The sequence below is a fragment of the Nocardia albiluteola genome (assembly GCF_018860155.1).
GTDB lineage: Bacteria > Actinomycetota > Actinomycetes > Mycobacteriales > Mycobacteriaceae > Nocardia > Nocardia albiluteola.
The window spans coordinates 237,754-259,673 of sequence record NZ_JAHKNI010000010.1; the positions used below are offsets into that span (position 1 = coordinate 237,754).

Annotated in this window: 1 protein-coding gene (running past both ends of the window); it reads left to right on the plus strand. The window is 65.5% G+C overall.

The whole window is internal to an IQM protein middle domain-containing protein gene (locus KO481_RS28070) on the plus strand: the coding sequence, 53,559 nt in all, runs 14,773 nt past the left edge and 16,866 nt past the right edge, and what appears here is coding positions 14,774-36,693 (codon 4,925, partial, through codon 12,231, complete); the first codon wholly inside the window starts at position 3. The start codon and the stop codon both lie outside this window.

A 21,920-nucleotide genomic window follows, 5' to 3' on the forward strand; every position in this document is an offset into this window, starting at 1 on the left:
ACCTCCATGCCGGCGGCGTCGTGCAGACACCACCACCGCCCACACCTCAGGGCAGTCATGTAATCGACAGTGGCACAGCATATCTCGCCAACAACTCGCGCCCCAGCGTCCTGAACCTGGCTCGCACCGCCACCGGTAGTTCCGGCATCCGAATCGACCACCTCCCCGCCGGGTCCGAAAGCATCACCCACGAACAACTCGAACGCGGTATCCCCGGCGCGCGCCTGCACACCGTGCCCGACCACGACGCCATCGCCGCCACCCTCCGCGGGCCCGGCCCCGCGGCCCACGCCATCGTCGTCGACAACTACACCACCGCCGACAACCACGGCTTCGGCGCACGTGCCTACCTCATCAGCAACAACAGCAAGGCCCGCGACAGCCACGAGCGCCCCGACGGGCTCACCGTCGGGGACCCCGAGCTCGACGAGGAACACCCCTACCCCCCGCGGCGGCACCGAGACATATCCAGCAGCGAGGTCATCTATCTCGACGAGAGTGGCCACCTGGTCGCACCCCCGGCGGAACACCACATCCCGGCGGCCACACCCCGCGAACGGCAACGCATCGGCTCCGGCGCACCAGGCCCGCACGCCGCACCCGAACCTCCCGCACTCGCGTTCGAACCTGTGGGCCGCGAGACCTTCTTCGGGCACGATCTGGACGAAGCCTTCGGATCCACCGCCGGGTACGCGGTCAATTCGCCACGCCGCCGTCTCGACGAGGCCGGACACGAACGTCCGCGGCCGCTGCAGGAGCACGAACGCCTGGAACGACTCTCACCCGCGGACAGGCAGCGGCTGCTCCCGGCACCGGGCGTCCCGGTGGGTTTCAACCAAGACCGCGACATCAAGACCCTGAAGCTCGTCGACCGTGACGGCACGATACATACGCTGCGTGAGAACGTCCTGCGCCCCATCGATGACTCGTTCACCGTGCGCGCGCGGGTGGTCCGCGATCGGCAGGGCATCGCCTATTACCAGTTCCGCGAGAACAACCAGCGAATTCCCGTCGCCCTCGCCGAGGCCACCGGCCTGAGTTACGTTCCCCCCACCGGGCTACACCGCCATGGCCAACTGAGTATGCATGTCAACGAAAGCCAGACGCGGTTTCTCGGCGTCGATGACGACGACCGCCCGGCGGTGTTCGTCGTGGCCGGGGAGACCATCGTGGCCGCGCCGCGTGTGGACCGGGACTCCACCTGGATCCTCAAGCATCCGGGCCGCCCGGAGCGGGTCACCGTCACGGTGCCCGATTCGGTCTTCGCCAAGACGCCGAAACCCGAACCCCGGCACAAAGACCCCCTGATCGAACCGGGCGGGGCCAAGCCCGAGGATGTCGGTCAGGGCGCGGCGGGCGACTGCATCCTGCTTTCCTACCTCAAGGCACGAGTCGCCGACGATCCGAGCATCATCGACGAGTACATGCACGACCACGAGGACGGCACCAGCAGCGTCCTTTTCACCGTCGACGGCAAGCCCGAATGGGTACGCGTAGAAAACAGCATCTACATCACACCGGGCACCAAGGAGGGATACTTCGCCCGTCACGAACCCGGGCTGGCGCTGTGGGTCTCGATTATCGAGAAGGCCTACGCCGCCCGGTTCACCAATGGTGATGGATACCACAACTTCGTGGAACAGCACACGGACCTGGAAAACGACAACGCCAGCGTTATCGCATTGATCGGCAAGCGCATCGATAAGGGCTTTTCCCAGCGGGGCACCCATGGAATTCAGCAACCTACCCGCGCGGTCGGCGATGCGAACTTCCTGCATCCGTTGCAACTCGACGCAGACACGCTCCACGACACGGTGGTCGGTACCCTGCGCGAGCAGGGGTCCACCGATATTCCGGCGGGCTGGCAACCCGATCCGGAATTCGCCGTCGACGTCGCCGACGGCTACGAGTACTTCTATCGCTGGAAGCAGGATAAAGAGGCCGAATTCGAGCAGGGCTCGAAGAGGTCCTTCTCCGACGAATTCGAGGCCATCCGGCAGTATCTGGACGAAGAATTCCCACAGAAATGGCATCGCGAAAAACAAGCTATCCTAGACTATTACCGGCGGGTCACCAGCGGACCCGATGCGAGCCGGTCATTGCCGGAGATCTACCGCGTCGTCGGCGAGTCCATCGCCCATCGGATCGCATTGGCCATAGACCGCCACACTCTGGTCACCCTGGCTACCAACCCGTTCAGGCACCACGAACGGGGCCGGTCCGGCTCCACCGTGCCCGGTCTGAAGGGCCTGCACAACTACACCGTTCTCGGCGTCGAATACGACGAGGCAACCGGCAAGCCCGTGCGGCTTGTCCTGGAGAACCCGCACGACAAGAACGATTACGTCCCCGACCTGGCCCCCGGCGTCGAATACCGCCCCGACTACGGTGACGAGCGCCCCGCCGACCCGCGCCTGCGCCGCGGCGTCCTCACGGTCGATCTCGTACATATCCCCAAATTCGCGGTCCTCGGGATGAGCGGGCCCGGCGCGCACCTCCTTTACGGAGCCGACCACCCGGCAGCGCAAATAAAAACGCCGAAGGCAACAGCGCCGTCGGCCGCACCTGGTGCCCCCGCACCACTCACCACCCACCAATCCACCCAACCGCCGCGCGCCGGTGCCGAGCCACACACCGACATCCCCGACATAGTGATCACACCGCCCGTGCCGGAGCTGAATCACATTGTCCGGGAACTTGGTTCGAGGCACGACGGCCTCAATGAGTTCGTCGATGTGGGGCCGATTCCGGAAGTGACGGCGCAGCGGCTGGTCGAGCAGGTCTACCGATATGTCATGGGCAAAGCGGGCTCCGATAGTCCGGAGGCGAAGCTCCGAGCTGAGATCGAGCAGGTGCTGACCTCCCGGTTCGTCAGCGCCGAGAATTCGCGTCTGTTCACCGCGTCGGGCCTGCCGCTGAGCTTTACTTATAAAGGCCGCGACTACCCGATTTCGCTACGCCGGAGTCTGCACGATGCCCAGCCGGTGGTGGAGCAACTCGCGCCCGTGGGCGACCACGGCGAACCACAAAGTGTCCCGGCCGCAGCCTATTTCCGCTATTCGCGCGGTTTGGCCCAGATCAGCAATCATGCCAGCGAGCACAACCTGCGGTCCATCGCGGGCTCCTATGGAAATAAGTGGTCGATGAACGAAAGTGGGCTGCGTAGTCTGGATTTCACACCGCAGGGTTCGACCATATACGGTCAGTCGTCCTCGAATATCGCAGCGTTTACAGCGCTCGAAGCGTCCTACAAAAAGTCCAGCAAGGGTCCGTCGGTGCTGTTCCATTACGGAATGCGGTGGGAGATCAGCGACAACGAGAGCCCGGATGGACTACCGTCCGTGGATCCGGCGGACAAGGTCTGGCACGCTCTCGAGGAGGACGTGTCCGAACGGCTTCCGGTCATGGTCCCGAAATTCCTGGCCGACAGCACCGAAACGCCGCGGGTCGACCCGAAGAATCGCGCCACCATCCCTCCATCGTTCCATCCCGATGAGGACGACGAGGTTCCCTCCTTGCAAGAGCACCCCCAATTCGCGCCGCTGAGCATTCCGAACCACGACCAAATTCTCCTCGATGCCGTAGCCGGCTACCGGACCCTTCTCGCCGGCATCTCCAAACGTTCCGCCCGCAAGTTTGTGGATTTCTTCAAGGAAGAAAATATTATCGGCAACATACCGCTGATGCGGTACGGCGGTGCGTGGATTTCCCCGTCCTGGAAAACCGAGTCGAAAGAATCGCTGGGCTTCTTCCTGATCCAGGCCGACTTCGAGGGCGGTGAGGAGCTCACCGGTCCCATACACGAAAAATTCGGCCTGGAAACCTATACGAAGCGGGAATTGGGGGTGCACGGGAGGTCCAGGATCACCGATGAACTCGGTTTTCACCCAGCGTTCAGCGCCACCTTCGGCGCCGGCGATGCCTTCGAGGACACCGGGTATCCGCGCCAAGGCGGCCAGATCACCGGCCGTGGCGGAGCATCTCATCGGACCACGCAGTCCCTGGGCTACGGCAGAAAATCCCACACGGGCCGCTCGCTGCGTCTACATGACGACCTGCTGCACACCACACCCCGCATGAAACTCCGTATCATCCTGATCCGCGACGGCGAAAGATTCGGGCCGGAAGAGGGGACACCGCTGGCCAACGAGGAGAATTTCTATCTGGCCAATGTGCTGGGTCCGTCGAAGAAGGCCCTCGGCTACAAACCGAAACCGGAACAGGTTCGGTACCTGCCCACGAACGTCCTGCATCTGCGGCAACTCGGCCTCGACACCACCCCGACCGGGGTCATCGGCACCGACCCGCTCTTCGATGTGGCCGAGAAGTTCCTGTCCGACCACGGCTTCTTCTCCAGCAAGCACGATGACCCGGGCGTGCTGGACATGATCGACCGTAAGCAGGAACTCGCGGATGCGCGCGACAACAATATCGGCGCATTCGAGCGGATGCGTTCACAGTTCGACCTGAGTTCGGCGCTACAGGAGATGATCGATGGCGAAGTAGACGAGACGACGGGGAAGATCGAAGGAGGTTCTATCACCTGGTTCGAAAAGCCCAACCGGTTCGGTACGGAGAAGATTTCGGTCCAGCTCGTCGCGAAACGGCACTGCGATTCGGAGGACGATCCGCACCAGGGCTCCAGGCACGATTGGACGCATCCCAAGGGCCAGAACCAGAATGTGGCGGGCATCGTCCTGTCCGGTGGTACGCAATCCGGCAGGACTTCGGTGTGGGTCAATCCGAGCGGCGGCGGCAATGTCGCGTTCAACAACCCGTTCGACGTGCCGGGCAGTGAACTGATCGCGGGTGTTACCCCGAGCTACGTTCATTCGTACCATCGAGCGGCGGATAAATCATTCGGTTTCGAGACCGGCGGGACCAATATGATCATCAGCTCCGCCGACGAAGGGACGCAGACCTTCTCCGTCCCCGTCAAATATTGGATGAAGATCACCTATGATCACGGCGACGATCTAGGCCCGCAGAGCACCGCCGGTTACGCTCGGCTGAATCTCCCCACCTATCGCACGCTGGCCGAGAAGCCCGCCGACTCGTCCGCGCCGCCGCTGGCCACCATTCGCGAAGTCACGCCCGAGGACCTCGAGCAGCTCGAGAACCCGGAATGGGTAATTCCCGAGCAGGCCATCGTCGTCGACGGCGGAACCAGCACGAGAGTACGCCGGGCCACCCTCGCGCTCATCGACGGAACCGCGTCCGACCTCACGAATCCCCATACCGGCACCGAGGGGTCTCGCCCGGACGGCGAGGGTTCTCGGGCAGCGGCGGAAGGTTCCCGCGCCGAGGCCGAGGGTTCCCACCAGGAGACCGAGGATTCTCGCCTGGACGCCGACGGTACGATTCCCGGCGCATTTCCCGACGAGGAACCCGTGCTGCCGCGCTGGAACACACCCCCGGCAGCGCCGCCGCAGCAGACCGAGCCACAGCCGTCGGATACGCCGATGCCGGATCCACCCACCCTCGTCGTGACGGATCCATCCGGTGTGCTGCACAGCGCACACATCGATACCGAATTCGACTTCACATCTGCTCCGCGGACGATTCCCGGCGAATTCCCCGCCGACCCTGAGGAGCAGGAACAGGAACAGGAGGCAGCGGAGTTGGCCCGGCCGATCGCCCCGCGCCGAACCGATACGGGGGCCTCCGACGCCCCCACTATCGTCGTGACGGATCCATCCGGTGTGCTGCACGATGCGCCCGCCGACCCCGCGCCAGGCCCGCAACCCGAGATCGGCTGGGTCGAGTGGGGGCTGGACAAGTTCACGGCCGGCGGCAAATGGTTGTGGGAACATTCCTTCGGGGAGCCTGTGACGACCCCGGAGTCGCTGTCCTATCAAGTCATTCACACTGCCTTGTCGTCGCACGCCATGCTGGCTTCGCTGGTGCAGACTTCCCGGCAATCCGACGACATCCAGGGTATCGGCACCGCCGGCGTCATCGCCGGCACCGATTACAACATCCGCTTCGATTCCTATTTCCGGAAAGTGCGGGTGCTGCCGGTAACAGTGAATATAAACTCCGAGAACTGGTCCCCCTCCAACAACAGCGCGGCCCAGAGCAATGCCACCGCGCACAGCGATCTGCTCGGCATCAGCCTGACCCACCGCCTGGGCAACAAGGCCGACCTCAGCTTCATCCCGGGCGAGACCTTCCAGCACACCTATTCCAGGTCACAACACTCCAGTTCCGCCGAGACGATCGGCAGCAATCGGGTCACCACGAACTCGGGAACCCCAGCCTATGAATTCACCGCGGACGTGGTTCGTGTCGTCACCGTCGAGAGCGGCACCCAGCATTTCGTCATCAGTGTGGCGAAGGACCTCACCAAGAGTGCGGCGAGGGAATTTGCCGCGCTGGTGGAGCGCCTCGGCGGCAAGGTCCTGGGGCGACCACGCGAGGCGCCTGGTGAATTGGACGAGATGCCGGGTGAACTCGGTGAGGTGCGGGGTGAATCCGGCAGTGGCAACAACCTTGTCGTCATCAGTATGGCCAAGGAGCTCACCAAGAGTGCGGTGCGGGAATTTACCGGGCTGGTGGAGCGCCTCGGCGGCAAGGTGCTGGGTGAACCCGGCAAGGTGGCGGGAGAACCCCACAGGGGTAACAGCCTCGCCGTCGAGGAATCCGGTGTGGTGCGATTCCTGTTGTACGACAAGGATTTACACCTGCATCCCAAACTGGCCCGACTCGTCAAAGCCGCCGGGCACAAAATCCCCAAGCGGAAGAAGGCCGACCTGTATCCGCCCAGCGCCTACGTCCAGAGCGGCGGCGCTATTTCCCTCGGCACCGTGCTCGCCGCCAACCTCGAGGGCGGCCGCAACGCTTTCCGGAAGCAGGCCATGGACCTCGTGGAGTCGGTGACGCCCCGTTTCGCGACTCCCGGGTCGCCCGAACTTTTCCGCGGGGTGCTGGAGCAGATCGAGAAACACACGTCCACTTCCGGCGTGCGTACCCTGCCGAATGCCGGGCCCGGCGGCAGCGGATTCTATTACGACGACTGGTCGCCCTTGCTCGGTCCACGCCGGGTCACAGTGACATTCAGCGCGGTTCCCCATCCCAAGGCGAATCTCGGCAAGATTCGTGGCTGGCGAGCCCCCAAGGGCGTCGCGATCGAGAACACCTTCCTGGTCACCTCGGCCGACGGCAATGCGCACGGTGGCCGCGTCACCGCGGTGAGCACGAGTCGTGGCGGAGACGACCAGTGGAGCTTCAACCCCAGCTTTCAGGTCAACGGTGTGCGCCCCACCGTCAGCCTCGCCAGGCGGGGTGCCGGCACCGCCACCGAAACCCACGACTCCCAGCGCGATGACGACACGTGGATGCGCGGCGAGGACACCGCCTTCTTCGGCCTTCCGTACCTGTACAGGGTCACGGTCAGCTGGCAGCGCTTGGACAAGTCGCAGGCGACGTACCTGTTGAACCTCGCCCGATACACGGGTGGGGTCCTGGTGGGATCCGTGGTGGGAGCCCTGCTGGGAAAGGATATTTCAGGGTTGTGGCGACAGTCCTACACCGAATCGAGGACCCTGAACTCCACGAACTTCATCCAGTTCCACGCCGCCGACACGAGAACCGCCGCCGACAACGCCGCCGCCACCCGCGTCGCGCCCGACGTCTACAGGTCTGACCCGTCGGTCCGGCCCCCGGCTCCGCCCGCGGGCAGCGTGGCCATCGACATGGAGGTACCGCGCGACGTTCGCAATCTGCTGATGGAGCCCTGGGTGCCGACGAGGCCCATCCAGGTCTACTGGTTCGATGGTTTCGAGCGCCTCGGCCGGGCGCTGCGTGCGGTCGCACCGGGCATCGAGGCGAGCAGCCGGAACCATTCCTTCGAGACCATGCTTCTCGCCCTGAACACGCTGGCCCAGCGCAAGCGATCGAAGGTTCTCGGCCCGGCATCCTTGTCGGCCTTCCTCAACAGCGTCGACGCGTCGACCGGTAACCTGCCGACGCCTGTGCCGCACGCCGGCGGCCGGAAGGTCACCGACGTCACCGCGGAGGCGACCCTCTACTCGCTCGAGATCGAAAACACGACCGACAAGCTCGCAAACGATGGCTTGCTGGTTTCGGCCGACAATTTCAAGGTCGAGGCTGACCTCACCGTCACCTTCATGCCCACCCTCGGCGTGAGTATCCCGACCGTTTCGGACGCCAGTAACCGTGGCGCACCGTCCGGCTGGCCCCTGGGCGGCGGTGCCGGGGGCTACGGGTCGGGCCGGAGTACGGGCAGCCAGCGCCGTAACCTCATGCGCTACGGCCCAGGTGGGGACAACCATCGCGTCTGGACCATCATGCTGATCAAGCTCATCGGCCCCGCCGGCATGCTCTGGGTGCTCGGCAACGCCCTCGCACGCACCACCGATACGCTGGTGAAACCCATTGTCGTCAGCAGGGATTCAACAGCCACCGGCAACATCGCACTCGAGCCGCAGCCGGATACCGAGAAGCCTCGGCGGAAGCGGCGTGCCAAGAAGTCTCAGGGGAAGCGGGGCACCGAGGAGTCGCAGCAGGAGCGGGGCACCGAGGAATCGCGGCCCAAGGAGAGCAAGGAGGAGTCGCAGCCGGAGAAGGGTGCGGAGGGGTCGCAGCTGAAGCTGGACGTCAGGAAGTCCGACCCGAAGCAGGACTCCGAGAAACCTGAGCCGAAGCAAGGTACCGAGAAGCCTGACCTGAGGCAGGATGCCGAGGAGCCTGAGCTGAAGCAGGGCGCCGAGGGGCCTGAGCTGAAGCAGGGTACCGAGGAGCGTGACCTGAAGCAGGACGTCAAGGAGTCTCAGCCGGAGACGAGCACCGAGGAAGCGCAACCGGAACGCGGCACCGACGCCGATCAGGGTGTCGCACTGGATGATTCGGCCGAGCAGACGAGCAAGCCGGTGGTGGCGGAGACGGCTGCGGATGAGCAGCATACCCCGCAGGTCGTGCAGCCCGAGGCCGAGGGTTCGGTCCAGGCAGGGCTCGAGCCGATCACCGAACTCGATGCGGCACTGGACTTCTGGATGATCCGAGCCGACGAGCTGGGGATCGGCCCCGGGCACAACATGCTCTCCGACGGGATAGCCGTCAAGGACTACTCCGGGTACGGCGCGCCGTTCTCCAACGTATCTCTGCAGACGGGCCGCCCGGACATCGACGGCCGGGCGTGGGCGTCCGCGCCGCTCGACAACGACTGTATGTTCCATGTCCTGCACGCCCTCCTGTTCCCCGGACGGCGCTATGCGGGCACGGAGCTGGCCCGTCGTATTCAGGCACTGCGGATCGGGATAACCGACAGAATGCACGAGCAGTTCGACTACATGTCGAGCCGCGGTGCAACGCGGGAGAATATCGACAGCCTTCGAGAACTCGGCGCATGGAACCACAACCTGGCGGCCGATGTTGTCATGTATATAGCGGCGGGATTGTTCGACCGGCCGCTCACGGTGCATTCCCGAACAACTCAGGGCATAGTGACGACCGAATTCGACGCGGTGAGCAACCGTCATCCCCCCAGCGCGGTCTTCGTCACCGGCCAGCACTACTACCTGGCGACCGATATCCAACCCGTCGAAGCGCAAGGCCCGCCGGGCCTTTCGATCTCGACCGAGGCGCCGCCGCTTCCGACGTTCGAGGTGCCGGGTTCATCGGACGGTTCGTCCTCGACCGAGGCGCCGTCGCTCCTGCCGCTCGAGCCGCTGGTTCCACCACAGCGTTCGTCCGCGCACGGACGGCCGGGCGTGCCGCCGACGACGTACCGAACGGAGTCCGCGATGACGCGCGCTGCCCGGGAACTCGAGGTCCTGTTCGAACAACCGCTCACGCTGGACCAGTTGTACACCGTGCTCGAGCCGGAGTGGCCGGACTTGTCGTTCGACGACCTGTGGGAATTGCGGGCGCACACCTACGCGCACAACGGGGTGGAACCTCCCACTGTGGCGCAGGAAAACCTGGCTGCCTTCCTGCGCGCCGTTTGGGACAACCGCGACGCGATTCGGAATGCGATCGATCTCTACAACACGTATTACCTGGGCGTCGGAGCGGGAGAGCGGCCCGCGGATCCGAACGCGTTCATCGAGGAGATGGTGCGCATTCTCGCGCAGCGCGCGCCCGGAACGGCCCAGGGGGCCTCCATGGACGAGGCGGGTGTACTTTCGCCGCGCAAGGCCGGCAAGCTGTCACCCGAGGACGTCCCGGTCGTGCATTTCGCCCGGGAGTATGCGCCCGGTGAGCCCATCGCGGACAACAAGTTCAAGATCTACGTGAATACCTCCGGTAACGGACGGTCCACGGTCGCCGGTCATCTCGTGCGCGAGGTCCTCGACGATCCCGATCGCTTCCCGGGGGTTGACGAAGTGAAGGTGTTCGGGCCGTTGGAATCCCGGGTGGACAGCATTGTGGTCTACGTCAGCGATCTGGACGCGGTGCATCGGGTGACCGGGTGGCTGCGGGAGTTCCAGGACGATCACGTCGGCATGTTCCACTGGGACGTGCCAACCGGATCGGAGCAGGTGCTGGCCGGTGTCGGCTTCGGCGCCGAGACCCCACGGCACAGTTTCGGCATGAGCCGGGCCATCGCGATAGTCGCGGCGCTCGACCTGCACCGCGGCGGTGCATACGAGGACTTCCGGACCGAAGTGCGCGATCAGTTCCGTGCGCGCGGTATCGACCCGGACCAGGTGCATCTGAATCTGACTGTCTCCCAGACGGATACGCAACAGCAGGGCGTCGCCGACCTCGCCCGTGAGGAGCAATTGCAGCGGGAAATGCTGGACGCGCTGGCGCAGGAGCAGCTCGGCGAGATGTCGCACGACGACGCGGCACACGAGGAAGACTCGATCGACGCGCCGCGGGGGCCGCCGACGGTTGTCGTCCGGCCTCCCACTCCCACAGGCTCGGTCGAGTCCACGGACACGGTCGAATCCACCGGCACCGTCGTGTACGCACCGCTGCCCGAGCATGAGGCAACCGGCACCACCAACACCGAGCACCGCGAACCAGCCGCTTCGTCGCGGCCGCAGACGCCGGCCGACGGCCTGGACCTCGACCTGGATCCGGACCGGCGTCAGCGCGCCGCGAAGCGGTTGTCCGACCTGTTCAGCCCCCTCGATCGGCCACGCGAACTCCGCAGGGCCGCTTCGCTTCCCGGCCGCGTCCCATCGCCGAGCAGCTCCGACGGGTCGGTCGACAGCATCGGTGTGGACGAGCCCACACGCTCCGGCGAGCCGAGTACGTACGAACTCGAGCAAGCCGAGGATGAACACACCGCCCCCGCCGGTCCGCGAATCCCGCTGCGGCTGGGGGATATTCGGTCCGCACTGCGTATCGACGACGATTCGGTGCGCGGCAGCGACGACGAGTCCGATGACTACACCGATGAGTCGGTTCACAGCACTGACGACGACGCGTCGGTCTACAGCGCCGACCCGGATCGCACCGCGCGATCCCACGAACCCGCTTTGCGCGGATCCGGGCAGACCGGGGACGAACGGACCTCCGCGATCGACCCGGCCATCCGCCGGATCCAAGAGCACCCCGAGTCCCTAATCGATTCCGGCGACGAGGATTCGACAGTCGGCGTCCACGAGCGGGAACCGCTCCGGCAGACCGAAGAATCCCAGGATGCCGCGCCGGATGATGTCGGGGCGCCCGAGGACGAGCGGAAGTCAGGGATCGAACCGCAGAACCGGCCTAATGCTGCGTTCGCTCCCTTCGTGATTCCGCCCCGATCCGGTTCGCTGCGGCCTGCGCGGGAGCCCGAGCCCTCCGGGCAGGCTCCGCCTGTCCAGAAGTTCACCATTGATATCCCAGGCCGGCACGCGTCGATACCGGACGAGCGGTTGCGAGACGATCCCTTCCGGCAGAACCGGTTTCCGGTCAGGAGCATCCACAACCGGGCCGACGGAAAAGTCGAGCGCACCGGACTGCCCGATACCTTCGATCTGTCGATATCGACTCCGGAAATGCCGAAACTCCGGCCGAAGCAGCCGTCTCGCAGCCGGGAAACACGGGCGCCCCCGCGCGGCGTGCGCAGGCATGGGGCCACTCCGGACCCCCGGACGCAACAGGAACAGGGCGAAACATCGCAGGCGGCTTCGGAATTGGGTCCGGCCGAGATGAGCCGTCCCTCCGGAATGGCCGAAATGATCCGGCCGCCGGGGCCGTTCGAGGATGTGGCCGACCTCGTCTACGATGCGCCCGGCTTCGAGCCCGCGACACCCGGCGGGCAGATCGGCGACACCTCACACACCGAAGACGGCCGTACACTGCGCCCGCAGTCTCGCAGCGGCACAACAACATCCACGACCAAACGCCGGGACTCCAGCGCCCTGGGAACCGACGGCAGCGTAGATGTCCGCACCGGCGACACCACGCGCGAGCAGCGTTCACGGCGAGCGCGCGCGATGCAACACCTGCGGCGCTTCACCTCTCGCCTACGCGGCCGTGGCATACCCGGCGACGAGACGACGTCGCAGCACGCGCCTGCTGCGTCGGCGCACGCGCCCGCCGCGTCGGCCGATCACGCTCCACGCCGCGGCATCCGGGCCGCCTTCAAACAGCTCGTGCACCAAACAGGCAGCAGCGCAACAACTCCCGTCCGCACGGTCGCCGCCCCAATCGGCGGTGGCGGGACCGATGCCCGCACGACCATCGCCCCAATCCGCGGTAGCGGCATCAATGCCCGCACGGCCGTCGCGGTCGCCCGCGGTGACGGCACGGGCACCCACACTGCCGTCATCAGCCGCCCGTATGCCACTGCGCGCAGTGCCGAGTTCGACGACAACCAGTGCCTCCCCCGTGCGCTCACCGGCATCAGCAATGGATTCGCACGACGCGGCATCACCAGCAGCGCGATCCGGCTCCGCGCGATCACGGGCACCGAATCCGCAACCCGGCCGCGTCGCGGGCGCGCGGCGCTGCCGGGCTATTCGAAGCGGCAAGCCGAGAAGGCCGCCGGAGGCAAGCTCCGCGGATACGCCGGCGAGGACCAAATCGCCAAGCAGCTACAGCTGCTCGGCCCGGGCGCGCAGGCTCTGGTCGTCCACGCACACCCGGACGTCAACGCGAACGGTATTGGCGCACATGCTTACCGGATGGTCAACGACGATGGCATCATCGTCGTCCGCGACTACATTCCCGACGCCGGCGGTCACACCAGCAGATGGCCCGGGCGCCGCGACTCCGCTGGCCTGTTCGCCGTTCTCTACACCCCGACCGGCGCCACGGCCCGCCCGATTCGCCTGGGCAGCGAACCGATTCGCCCGCTGCGCCAGCGCGATGTTCGGCGCCCGGTGTTCCCACGTGGCATCCGCATCGGCGCGCCATCCGACGACCAAGCCACCGGCCCGACCGATCCCGGCTACCCCGCCGCCGACGCCACCGATCCGACCACCCGCGACGACCTCGCACGCCGTATCCACCAGAACGCCCTCCCCACGGGCACCGAGATCCACCTCCCCGACAACACGACCGCCACCCTCCTGGCCAACGGCACGATCGGACTCCACAGTCCGGCAGAACCGTCGGATACCGTCTACACGCACCAATTCCTCGCCCAGCTGAACGCTCTCGACATCTCCGATGTCACTGTCCAGACCCCCACTCCTGGGCAATGGAGCAACGACTTTCATTCGCCTGCGACAGCCCTCGTGCATGCGCTTGGTAAAGACCGGAAGCTGTACGACGACCTGGCCGATCATCTCGAACGACACAGCGACTACTACAGCCGGCATATCACCAGCGATCAGCTCGAGGGCGAACTAGCTCTCGAAGACGCGCGTCGCGACCAATTGCTGACCGACTACGATAACGGCCTCCTCGGACTCGAGGAGTTCCGCGTTGACGAAATCCGTGTCGAGCAGTTCCGCGACGACATCACCAGCGCCCGCGCCCGCGAACTGGATCAGGAAATCCGCGAACTCCGTGCCGGCCGCACCGCAGGCAGCCGTTCCACCAAATACCCCGGCCTTCCCCTCGCATTCCACGCCGCTATCGATCGCATAAATCCCAATCTCGTCATCATTCAACCCGGAGGCACCCGGTACACCTTCATTAATAGCCCTGCCGTTGGCGCCACGGTCCATTATCTCCGCCGACACCCCGATAGCGACACTTATGACCATGGGCGCACGTCCACCGGCAACCCGTACGCGGCAACAATTCCCGGCCCCAAACTCACTGCCCTACAAAAAAATGTCCTCGAGCACCTCGCCGCCGGGTATGAAACTCACGGTGCTATCGCCCGCCAACTACAACAAGGCAGCAGCGAGAAGTCGATAAAAGATGCGATGAGCGGCGGGAAGAACGGCGTATTCTTCAAGCTCGGAGTTTCCGACCGCGAGTCCGCCTTGGCCGAAGCTCGCCGGCTGCGCCTGATCGACGAGGATGCTATAGCCGCAGCCCGTCAGCAGCGTCTACTCGCCGAAGCCGCCGCTGTCGCGCACCCGGCGCCCGCGGCTGTCAGGTTGAATGATATCGAGCGAAAGGTGCTTTTAGCTTTCCGGGCAGGCCGCACCACTAATGATGAGGTTATCCGCCATCTCGGCGAGCACGGATCTCCGCCCAGCCTGCCTGCGGTAAAGAAGGCCAGGCTCGTGCTGTTCAAGAAATTCGGAATCGGACCCGTGCGCGGGGTGTCTCCGAAAACCAGGTGCGAGAACGTAGTAGCCAAGACCCTCGAGTTGGCCGGCCAGGGCCTGCTCGACCAGGAAACCACCGCCGCACTCACTACAGCGGCAGCGCGGGCCACCGGCGACGGCAGCGGGCACGCTCACACCACCGGTTCGGCCGGTACCGCGGGTGTTCGTCCCTCGCAGTGCGCGCCCGGCGCCATGCGTTATGTCGCTGCCAGACTCCCCGCCGCTCCGATTACTCCGCCGGCCGAGAATGCTGTCGGCCTCGGCGGAATGAGCGCCGAGGAGTTCAACCGTCATGCCGGCGCCCAGTTGCGAACCTTCTCCAGTCACGCCGAGATCGCTGACATACTCGGCCGATTCGGGGCTTTCGCCTTGGTTGTCGATGCCCGCAGTGGTCCGGTCGACGAACACGGAATCGGCGCGCACACCACGGTTTTCGTGATCCACAACGGCACTGTCGGCGGATACGATCCAGAGACCGGACGCCACTATCCGCTCGCGGAACATCCCACCGACGGTCTCCGTGCGATCACCGCCATCATCTACGCCGCGGACGGCTCCGAATACATCCCCACCGGTCGTGACGCCGACGGTGCCGAGGCCCTCGGCGATGTCGGAATCGGCGCGGACCGCCCGAGCGGCGACGACAGCTCCGGCCGCGGCTCGCCCTTGCGGCCACCTGCCGGGCTCGGCACGTCGGCCACCTGGTGGGGTGATGTTGGTGAAACCTGGTGGAACAACCTGCATTTCGACGATCTCTCGGATGCCGAACAGCTCCGTCTGCTGACCGAATTCCCCGCTCTGCGCAACAACATCCCGTGGGGGATGCAGAGTCCGCTCCGGCGGAGGCTGATCGAACTCGAGCTGAACAGACTCGGAAGTCTCGCCGACGACAACGACGAGCTTCCATCGGATGTGGTGCGGCAGCTGTATGAGCCGGACTCGCCCTACACCTATGCGGGTACCGGCCGGACCTGGTGGGACAACCTGCTCGTCGACGACTGGATGACCGACGAAGTTCTCCGGCTGTTCGACAGGTTCCCCGCGCTGCGCAACAGCGATGCCGTCCCCGCCCCGATCCGGCACACCCGCAACATCCAGTACCTCGTCGTCACGCGGGACTGGTTCCAGGAGCATGACGACTTCGACGACGGGCTGCCGCCGGACCTGCAGGAACGGTGGAACAACCTGGACATCCCCCGCAACTATGTGCGCGCCGCGGTAACGAACGCCGGGGTGGCCGCCGCTCGTGCCGGCGGCGCGCCGCCGGCCGCGCATCTGCTGTACTTCGCCGAGGACGACTTGGGGCGGCGCGGCCGCATTGCCATCGGTTTCGGGCCGGTCGACACCGCGTCGACGGTGCACTGGCACGCATACTCCGCGACCTCCGCCGATTCGATGTACGACGCGCCAGGCCGCGTCGCGGCACTGCACGTCGACACGGCTCGCACGCATCCCGGCGACGCAACCGTCGTCTGGATCGATTACGGCTCCGAGGTATCCGGTGATTCCGCGGACCGGCTGGGTACGGCGATCGCCGAATTCACCGCCAACCATCCCGCCGCGCAGCAGATCCACGTGCACGCACCCGCAGCGGTCGCCACATCCCTGCCACACCCTGGATCGTCCACGGTGACGGTGCACCCCCTGACCCAGGACACCCCGGCTGGTGCGCTGCCCCGCGGCGCTGTGCGCGTATTCACCAGTGATCGGGACGGGGCCGACTTCGGCCATGAAGTGCTTCGCACCTGGCATCAGCAGCCACTCGGAGTTCGCAAAGCGCTGATGACCTACCAGCAATCGTCTTCCCTCACCAACAAAATGTTGCGGACGCTGCGTGGCGCGGGCGAGAATTTCGAGGAATTGTTCGGCCGATTCCAGCACTATGCCACCATTGCCGGCCTCCTCATGGAAGGGCGCCGGGCACCCGATATCAGCACGCTGGTCGAGTCGAGAAAAGAACTGCGGGAAAGACTGGAGAGTGCAAATCTCGACGATTCCGAAACTCGGAAACTGCAAGCGCTCGACGAGATTCTGCAGCACGCCCGCCCGGAAGCGTACTGGGAAGAGATCCAAATCGACGCGGGACTCTACCGCCGGCTCGACAAGGCGTACCGAGAAAATTTCGGCGCCGAGCCCACGCTGGAAAATATCCGGCAGTATCTCGAGCTGCTCGACCGGGGAACGAGTCGGCCACTGCTGGCAACCGAACCGTTCCTCGTCATCCGCGCGGTCGGCAACGTCGACTATCTGGCCATCGACGAGCACGGCAACACGCTCGACGGACGGAAAGATCTCAGCCTCCTTTTCAAGGTTCTGCAGCAGGAGCCCGGCCTCTTTTCCACCTCACTGACCACCGAAACGGTCGCCACCAGCACCAGACCGAACTTCCGCTTCGAACTCGTCGTACCGCCCGGCCTGCGCGGGGCCTATCTCGGCCGCGACGGCCGCGCGCACAACGTGCGCGAGAACGAACTCCTGTTCGCGCGCAATACCGGCTACCGGATCACCGGAATCGGAAAAGACCCCTTCAAGTCCTTCTACAACCCCGACTTCACCGTCCTCTACGGATACCTCGAACTATCGACCGCCCCCGCCGTGCACACGTCCGGTCGCGGGCAGGGGAATCGGGCGTTGCTGGAGGGGCCCGAGGACTATGTGCTGGATGGGCTCGAACCGATTGCGCCGCAACCGGATTCGAGATTCGAGCCCGAACCTGACGAGACCTATTTCGGTGACGCTCTGCTCGATGTCCTCGAATCCGATCCGGACCAGGCCGAAGCAGCCCCGCGGACCACGCCGGGGGTCGAGCCGCACGACGGCAGCACTCGCGTTCGCGCCGATGGCACCCCGAACGAGCCATCCGCACGGCGGCTCGGCACGCGAGAACGGTTGCGGAGCTTCGCATCCCAACTTCGTGGGCTTGGCGCATCCGACGACGTGACGACGGCGCCCGGTGCGCGGCACGCTGATACCCCGTCTGCCGCAGGCGGCCGTCGCCGTCGCATCCGAGCTATCTTCCACCGGATCGTGCGCCGAACAGGCGGCGGCACAACCACTTCCGCATTCGTCCTCGGTCATGACACACCCCGCACGACCGGAGGCGAGGGCGCTCCGGGAACCGATGGCAGTGCGACGCGGCCAGCAGACGCCGAGGACTTCCCCGCGGACGCCGGTCCCGGGCCCGGATATCTCGAGGACGGGGACTTCGCGTCTACCGCGAACGCACTGGGGTGGCTCTTTGAAGGCGAACCCGTGACATCCGGGAGGGCGAACGATCTCGCTGCCGGGCGCAGCATCGACTCCTGGTCGGCACCGTCGAATCCGGTTGTGCAGCAGGCGGATACGATCGGGGAGACTGGCAACACGGTGCTGATCGCCCGGAACGGGCAGGCGGTGGTGATCGGGGCCGCGGACAGCGTCCGGTGGGACGGGCAGGACGTGCGGGGCAACGCCCGGATCCAGTTGAGCTCGGACCCCGCGGTGTCGTATCGGGTGCACACCGAACTGCTGCGCCACCTCGACTGGAGCGCGGATCCCAGTGGCGGGTGGCTGGGCGCGCCGAGGCGTGACGGGTCGGCCGGCGAGTTGCTGTTCTACGACCGGCGGGTGGTGCAGCTGGGAGCCGGCGAGCTGCTGGCCACCCGGCCGGAGGCGGCTGGTGCGTTGCGGATCGAGTCGCTGAGCTCACGGGTCGTCGTTCCGGAGAATGGCGTGCAGGCGCTGGGCTTGGATGGACCGGCGGCCGCCGCGGCAATGGTGATGCACACGGGTCCGCTGTTCGCGAAGGTGGATTCGCGGCCGGTGCCGCGGGCCTCGGATGCGCGAGAGGGTGCGCGGGCGGACTACGCGGTGCTGATGCGCAACCTCGGCCGGCTCGCCGTGCGGGATCCGCAGGGTCTGGTGGAGATGTTCCACGAGTACGCGGACGGGACGGTGGGGGTGCGGTTCTTTATTGATGGCGAACCGCGCTGGGTGGGGGTGGATCGGCGGCTGCTGCACGATTCGTCGGGGTTGCCGGCGCATGCGGGGCATACCGATGGCGAGCCGTTGTGGGCGGCGTTGGCGCAGAAGGCATATGAGCTGTTGCGGCCCGATATTCAGGCCGATGTGACGGTGTCGGTGCGGCCGTTCGGTGAGCCGGTCCATCCGCCGCCGCTGCAGCCGATGCCGAGCACGACGATCACGGCGCCGGCGGACCGGTTGACCATCGTGGACCAGCACGGTGGATTGCTGAGTGTGCGGCCGGGGGAGGAGTTGCACGGCGTCGACGATCCGGCGAATCCGGACCTGCTCGCGGTGTGGATCGGTGACGGTCCGGCGGCCCCGGTCCATTCGGTGCATCGGAGTCTGCTGGGTGAGCTGACCGTGTTCGGCCGGGGCAGCGACGGCGCGTACCACTGGGAGACACCGGCCTCCTGGTCGTCGCCGGCCGCCGCCCGCATGTTCCTGGGGCTGCGGCGGTTGTCGCCGGACCCGGCGGCGACGCATATTCCGGGTGGCACGACGCATATTCCGGGTGGTGCGTCGATATCGGTAGACGTCGGGCCCGGCGGCGAGCTGCTGTTGGATGGCGGCACGCGGGTCTCGGAGCAGGCGTTGCGCGAACTCGGCCGCACGATCCGGCGGGCCGAGGGCCCGGTATTCGGCGATGCGGGACCTGTTCCCGGAGACGCGGCGCAGGGCCGGGTCGGTGACTGTTATCTGGTCGCGCCGCTGATAGTCATTCCCGCCGGTGACCCCCAGGCAATCCGGGATATGGTTTCGGAGTATCCCGACGGCACCAGCGTCGTGCGATTTTTCCCGAAGCAGGGTGTGCCGCGGTGGAAGCGGGTCAACAGAGATTTCTGGGCCGATGAGCACGGGCAGATGATCTATGCGGCCCAGGACGCGGGCCGGGCGTTGTGGCCGGCGCTGGTGGAGAAGGCCTATATGGTGCTGCACGGCGGCACGGCCGGATCGATCGAAGCGGGGTTCGCCGGTCGGGCGATGATGGAGTTGCTGCCGCCGTACGAGGTGGGCGGGACCGTGGATCAGCCGGTGCGTGGGATCGACATGGCCGATTTCCTGCATCCGATGCGGTTCGGTGTCGATGGGCTGCACGACCTGCTCGTCGAGCAGATCGGTGCCGAGGCCGATGCGGAGTCGGTGTTCGCGTTCGCGCAACGACTCGGCGGACTGGAGCCTACCTGGAATATCAATAGGGAAGACTCGGTCGAACGATTCTCGAATTTCCTGAACTATTACCTGGAGCCGGCCGAGCGGGCGCGGTGGCAGGCCGAGATCACCGCGGTACTCGATTATCTGGGCCAGGTCCTCGATCCGCGGCGAACGGTGACCAATGCTGTTGCCCGGCAACATTTCGCGGATCTGGTGCGGTTCCTGCGCAGTCGCGGCGACAAGGTCCTGCTGTCCACCGGAAGTTTCGGTGGAGACCTGGAGAACACCACCGAATATCCCGGTTTGGTTGGGCCCCACGTGTATTCGGTCCTGGATGTGCGCTCCGGCGGCGACGGCGGCATTCTCCTCGAGCTGAAGAATCCGTGGGAACACAACCCGGAGGTGGCACGAACCATCGACGGGCTCACTTACGGCCCGCACGGCAGCCTCACCCTCGACGCCACGCAGCTGACGAAATTCGCATTCCTGTCGATCCACGGCACCGGCACCCGCTTCGCTTTCGGCGACTCGACCGCGCCAGTGACCGACGACCGGCTCCAACCGGTGACCAGCCCACCCACCGGAGGCACCGGACCTCACGCACCACCTATCGGTTCGACTCAGTTCGTGGCGACAGCCGCTGATTTCTCGGGCGTGGAATGGGGAGATCGGGTCGACGAGTTCGGCTGGCGGGTCTTCCGGGAGAAGTTCGCGGAGGTCGATTTCCCAGTGGGGACGAGGCTGGAGTTCACCGATCGCGAGGGCGAGGACTTCCGGGTCGTGGTGGAGCAGTCGGAGCAGGGCCGGCGGGTACGGATAGGGAACGGAGCCGGCAGTCGTGTAGTGGATATGGCGGAGTTCCGGGACGGTTTGCGGAACGGATTGCCGCGACTCGGCGGCGAAGGTGTCGTTCGGGTGGTGCAGCCGGCGGTGAGTACGGGCTGGGCGTGGGAGACGGGCCGGTTCCTGGACAGGTCGGCTGCCGGCGGTTTCGGTGTGGGCACGGAGGTGTCGTGGCGGGAGGTGACGCCGGAAGGCGGGGAGCGGACGGTGCGGGCCGAACTGCGGGGCGGGGGCGTTTTCGAGATTCGTGACGGTGGTGCGGACTCGTCGATGGTGCCGGCGGCGGATTTCCCGATGCGTCTGCGGGATGTCGGGGCTGTGACAGTGGCTGCCGTCGCCACCGGGCCGCCCGTTGTCGATTCGCCCAACGAGAGGCAGCGGCAGGGGCTGCAGATGGTCGCGCAGGGCAAAACCTATGCGGAGATGGCTACTGCCTTCGGGATCACCCCCACCGCGGCCAGCACCTTCATGGGACGGGTGTTCAACAAGATGAAGTTGAAGGGTGCCGATCGCAACCGAATGACCGCGCTGCGATTGGGCCGGAAGCGGGGGTGGTTGCGTCCGGAGCCGCTGCCCGGCGACATCGACCATGTGTACTTCGGGCGCAATCCGGCATCCGGTGAGCTGAAGCAGTTCGGGCTCGACGAGGTGGACGTGATTTCCTGGCTGTCGCTGCGCAAACCCGATCTGCAGCGCAGAACTTTCAAAGAGATAGCCGAGGAAATAAGCGCGATCAGACCTACTCGAATGACCCAGGACATGGTCGAAAGTCGAGTTCATGCGCTGTACGACAAGTTTGATCTGACCGATGACGCCCGTAAACCCTTCAGCCTGGTGCGGGCGGCGCGCAGGTGGGGGTTGCTGGCTCGACATGCGGAACCCGATGACCTGGACCATGATATTCCCCCAAGTGTGCCTTCGGTGTCCGTTGAGGATGTGGCAGTCCTATCGGCCATGGCTCGGCGTAAAGCTAATATGGAGCACAAAACTTATGAGGACATCAAGACGGAGTTGAACGCGGCCGGGTATATCCATTTCAGTTTCTACTCGGTCAAAAGACGTATCGAGAAATTGTACGGAAAATTACTGTTGGCAGGGGGTGCTGATCAGCTGAACGCGGTGCGGATGGCTCGTATACGAGGCTGGTTGGCCGCCACGCCGGTGCCGGGTGATCTGGATTACGAATATCGCGGTGTCGATCCGGCATCAGGCACCACGGCCTCATTTTTCGACGACGAGATGAGTGTGCTCGTAAGGCTCGCGCGGAAGGTATCTCAGGTCGCGATAGCC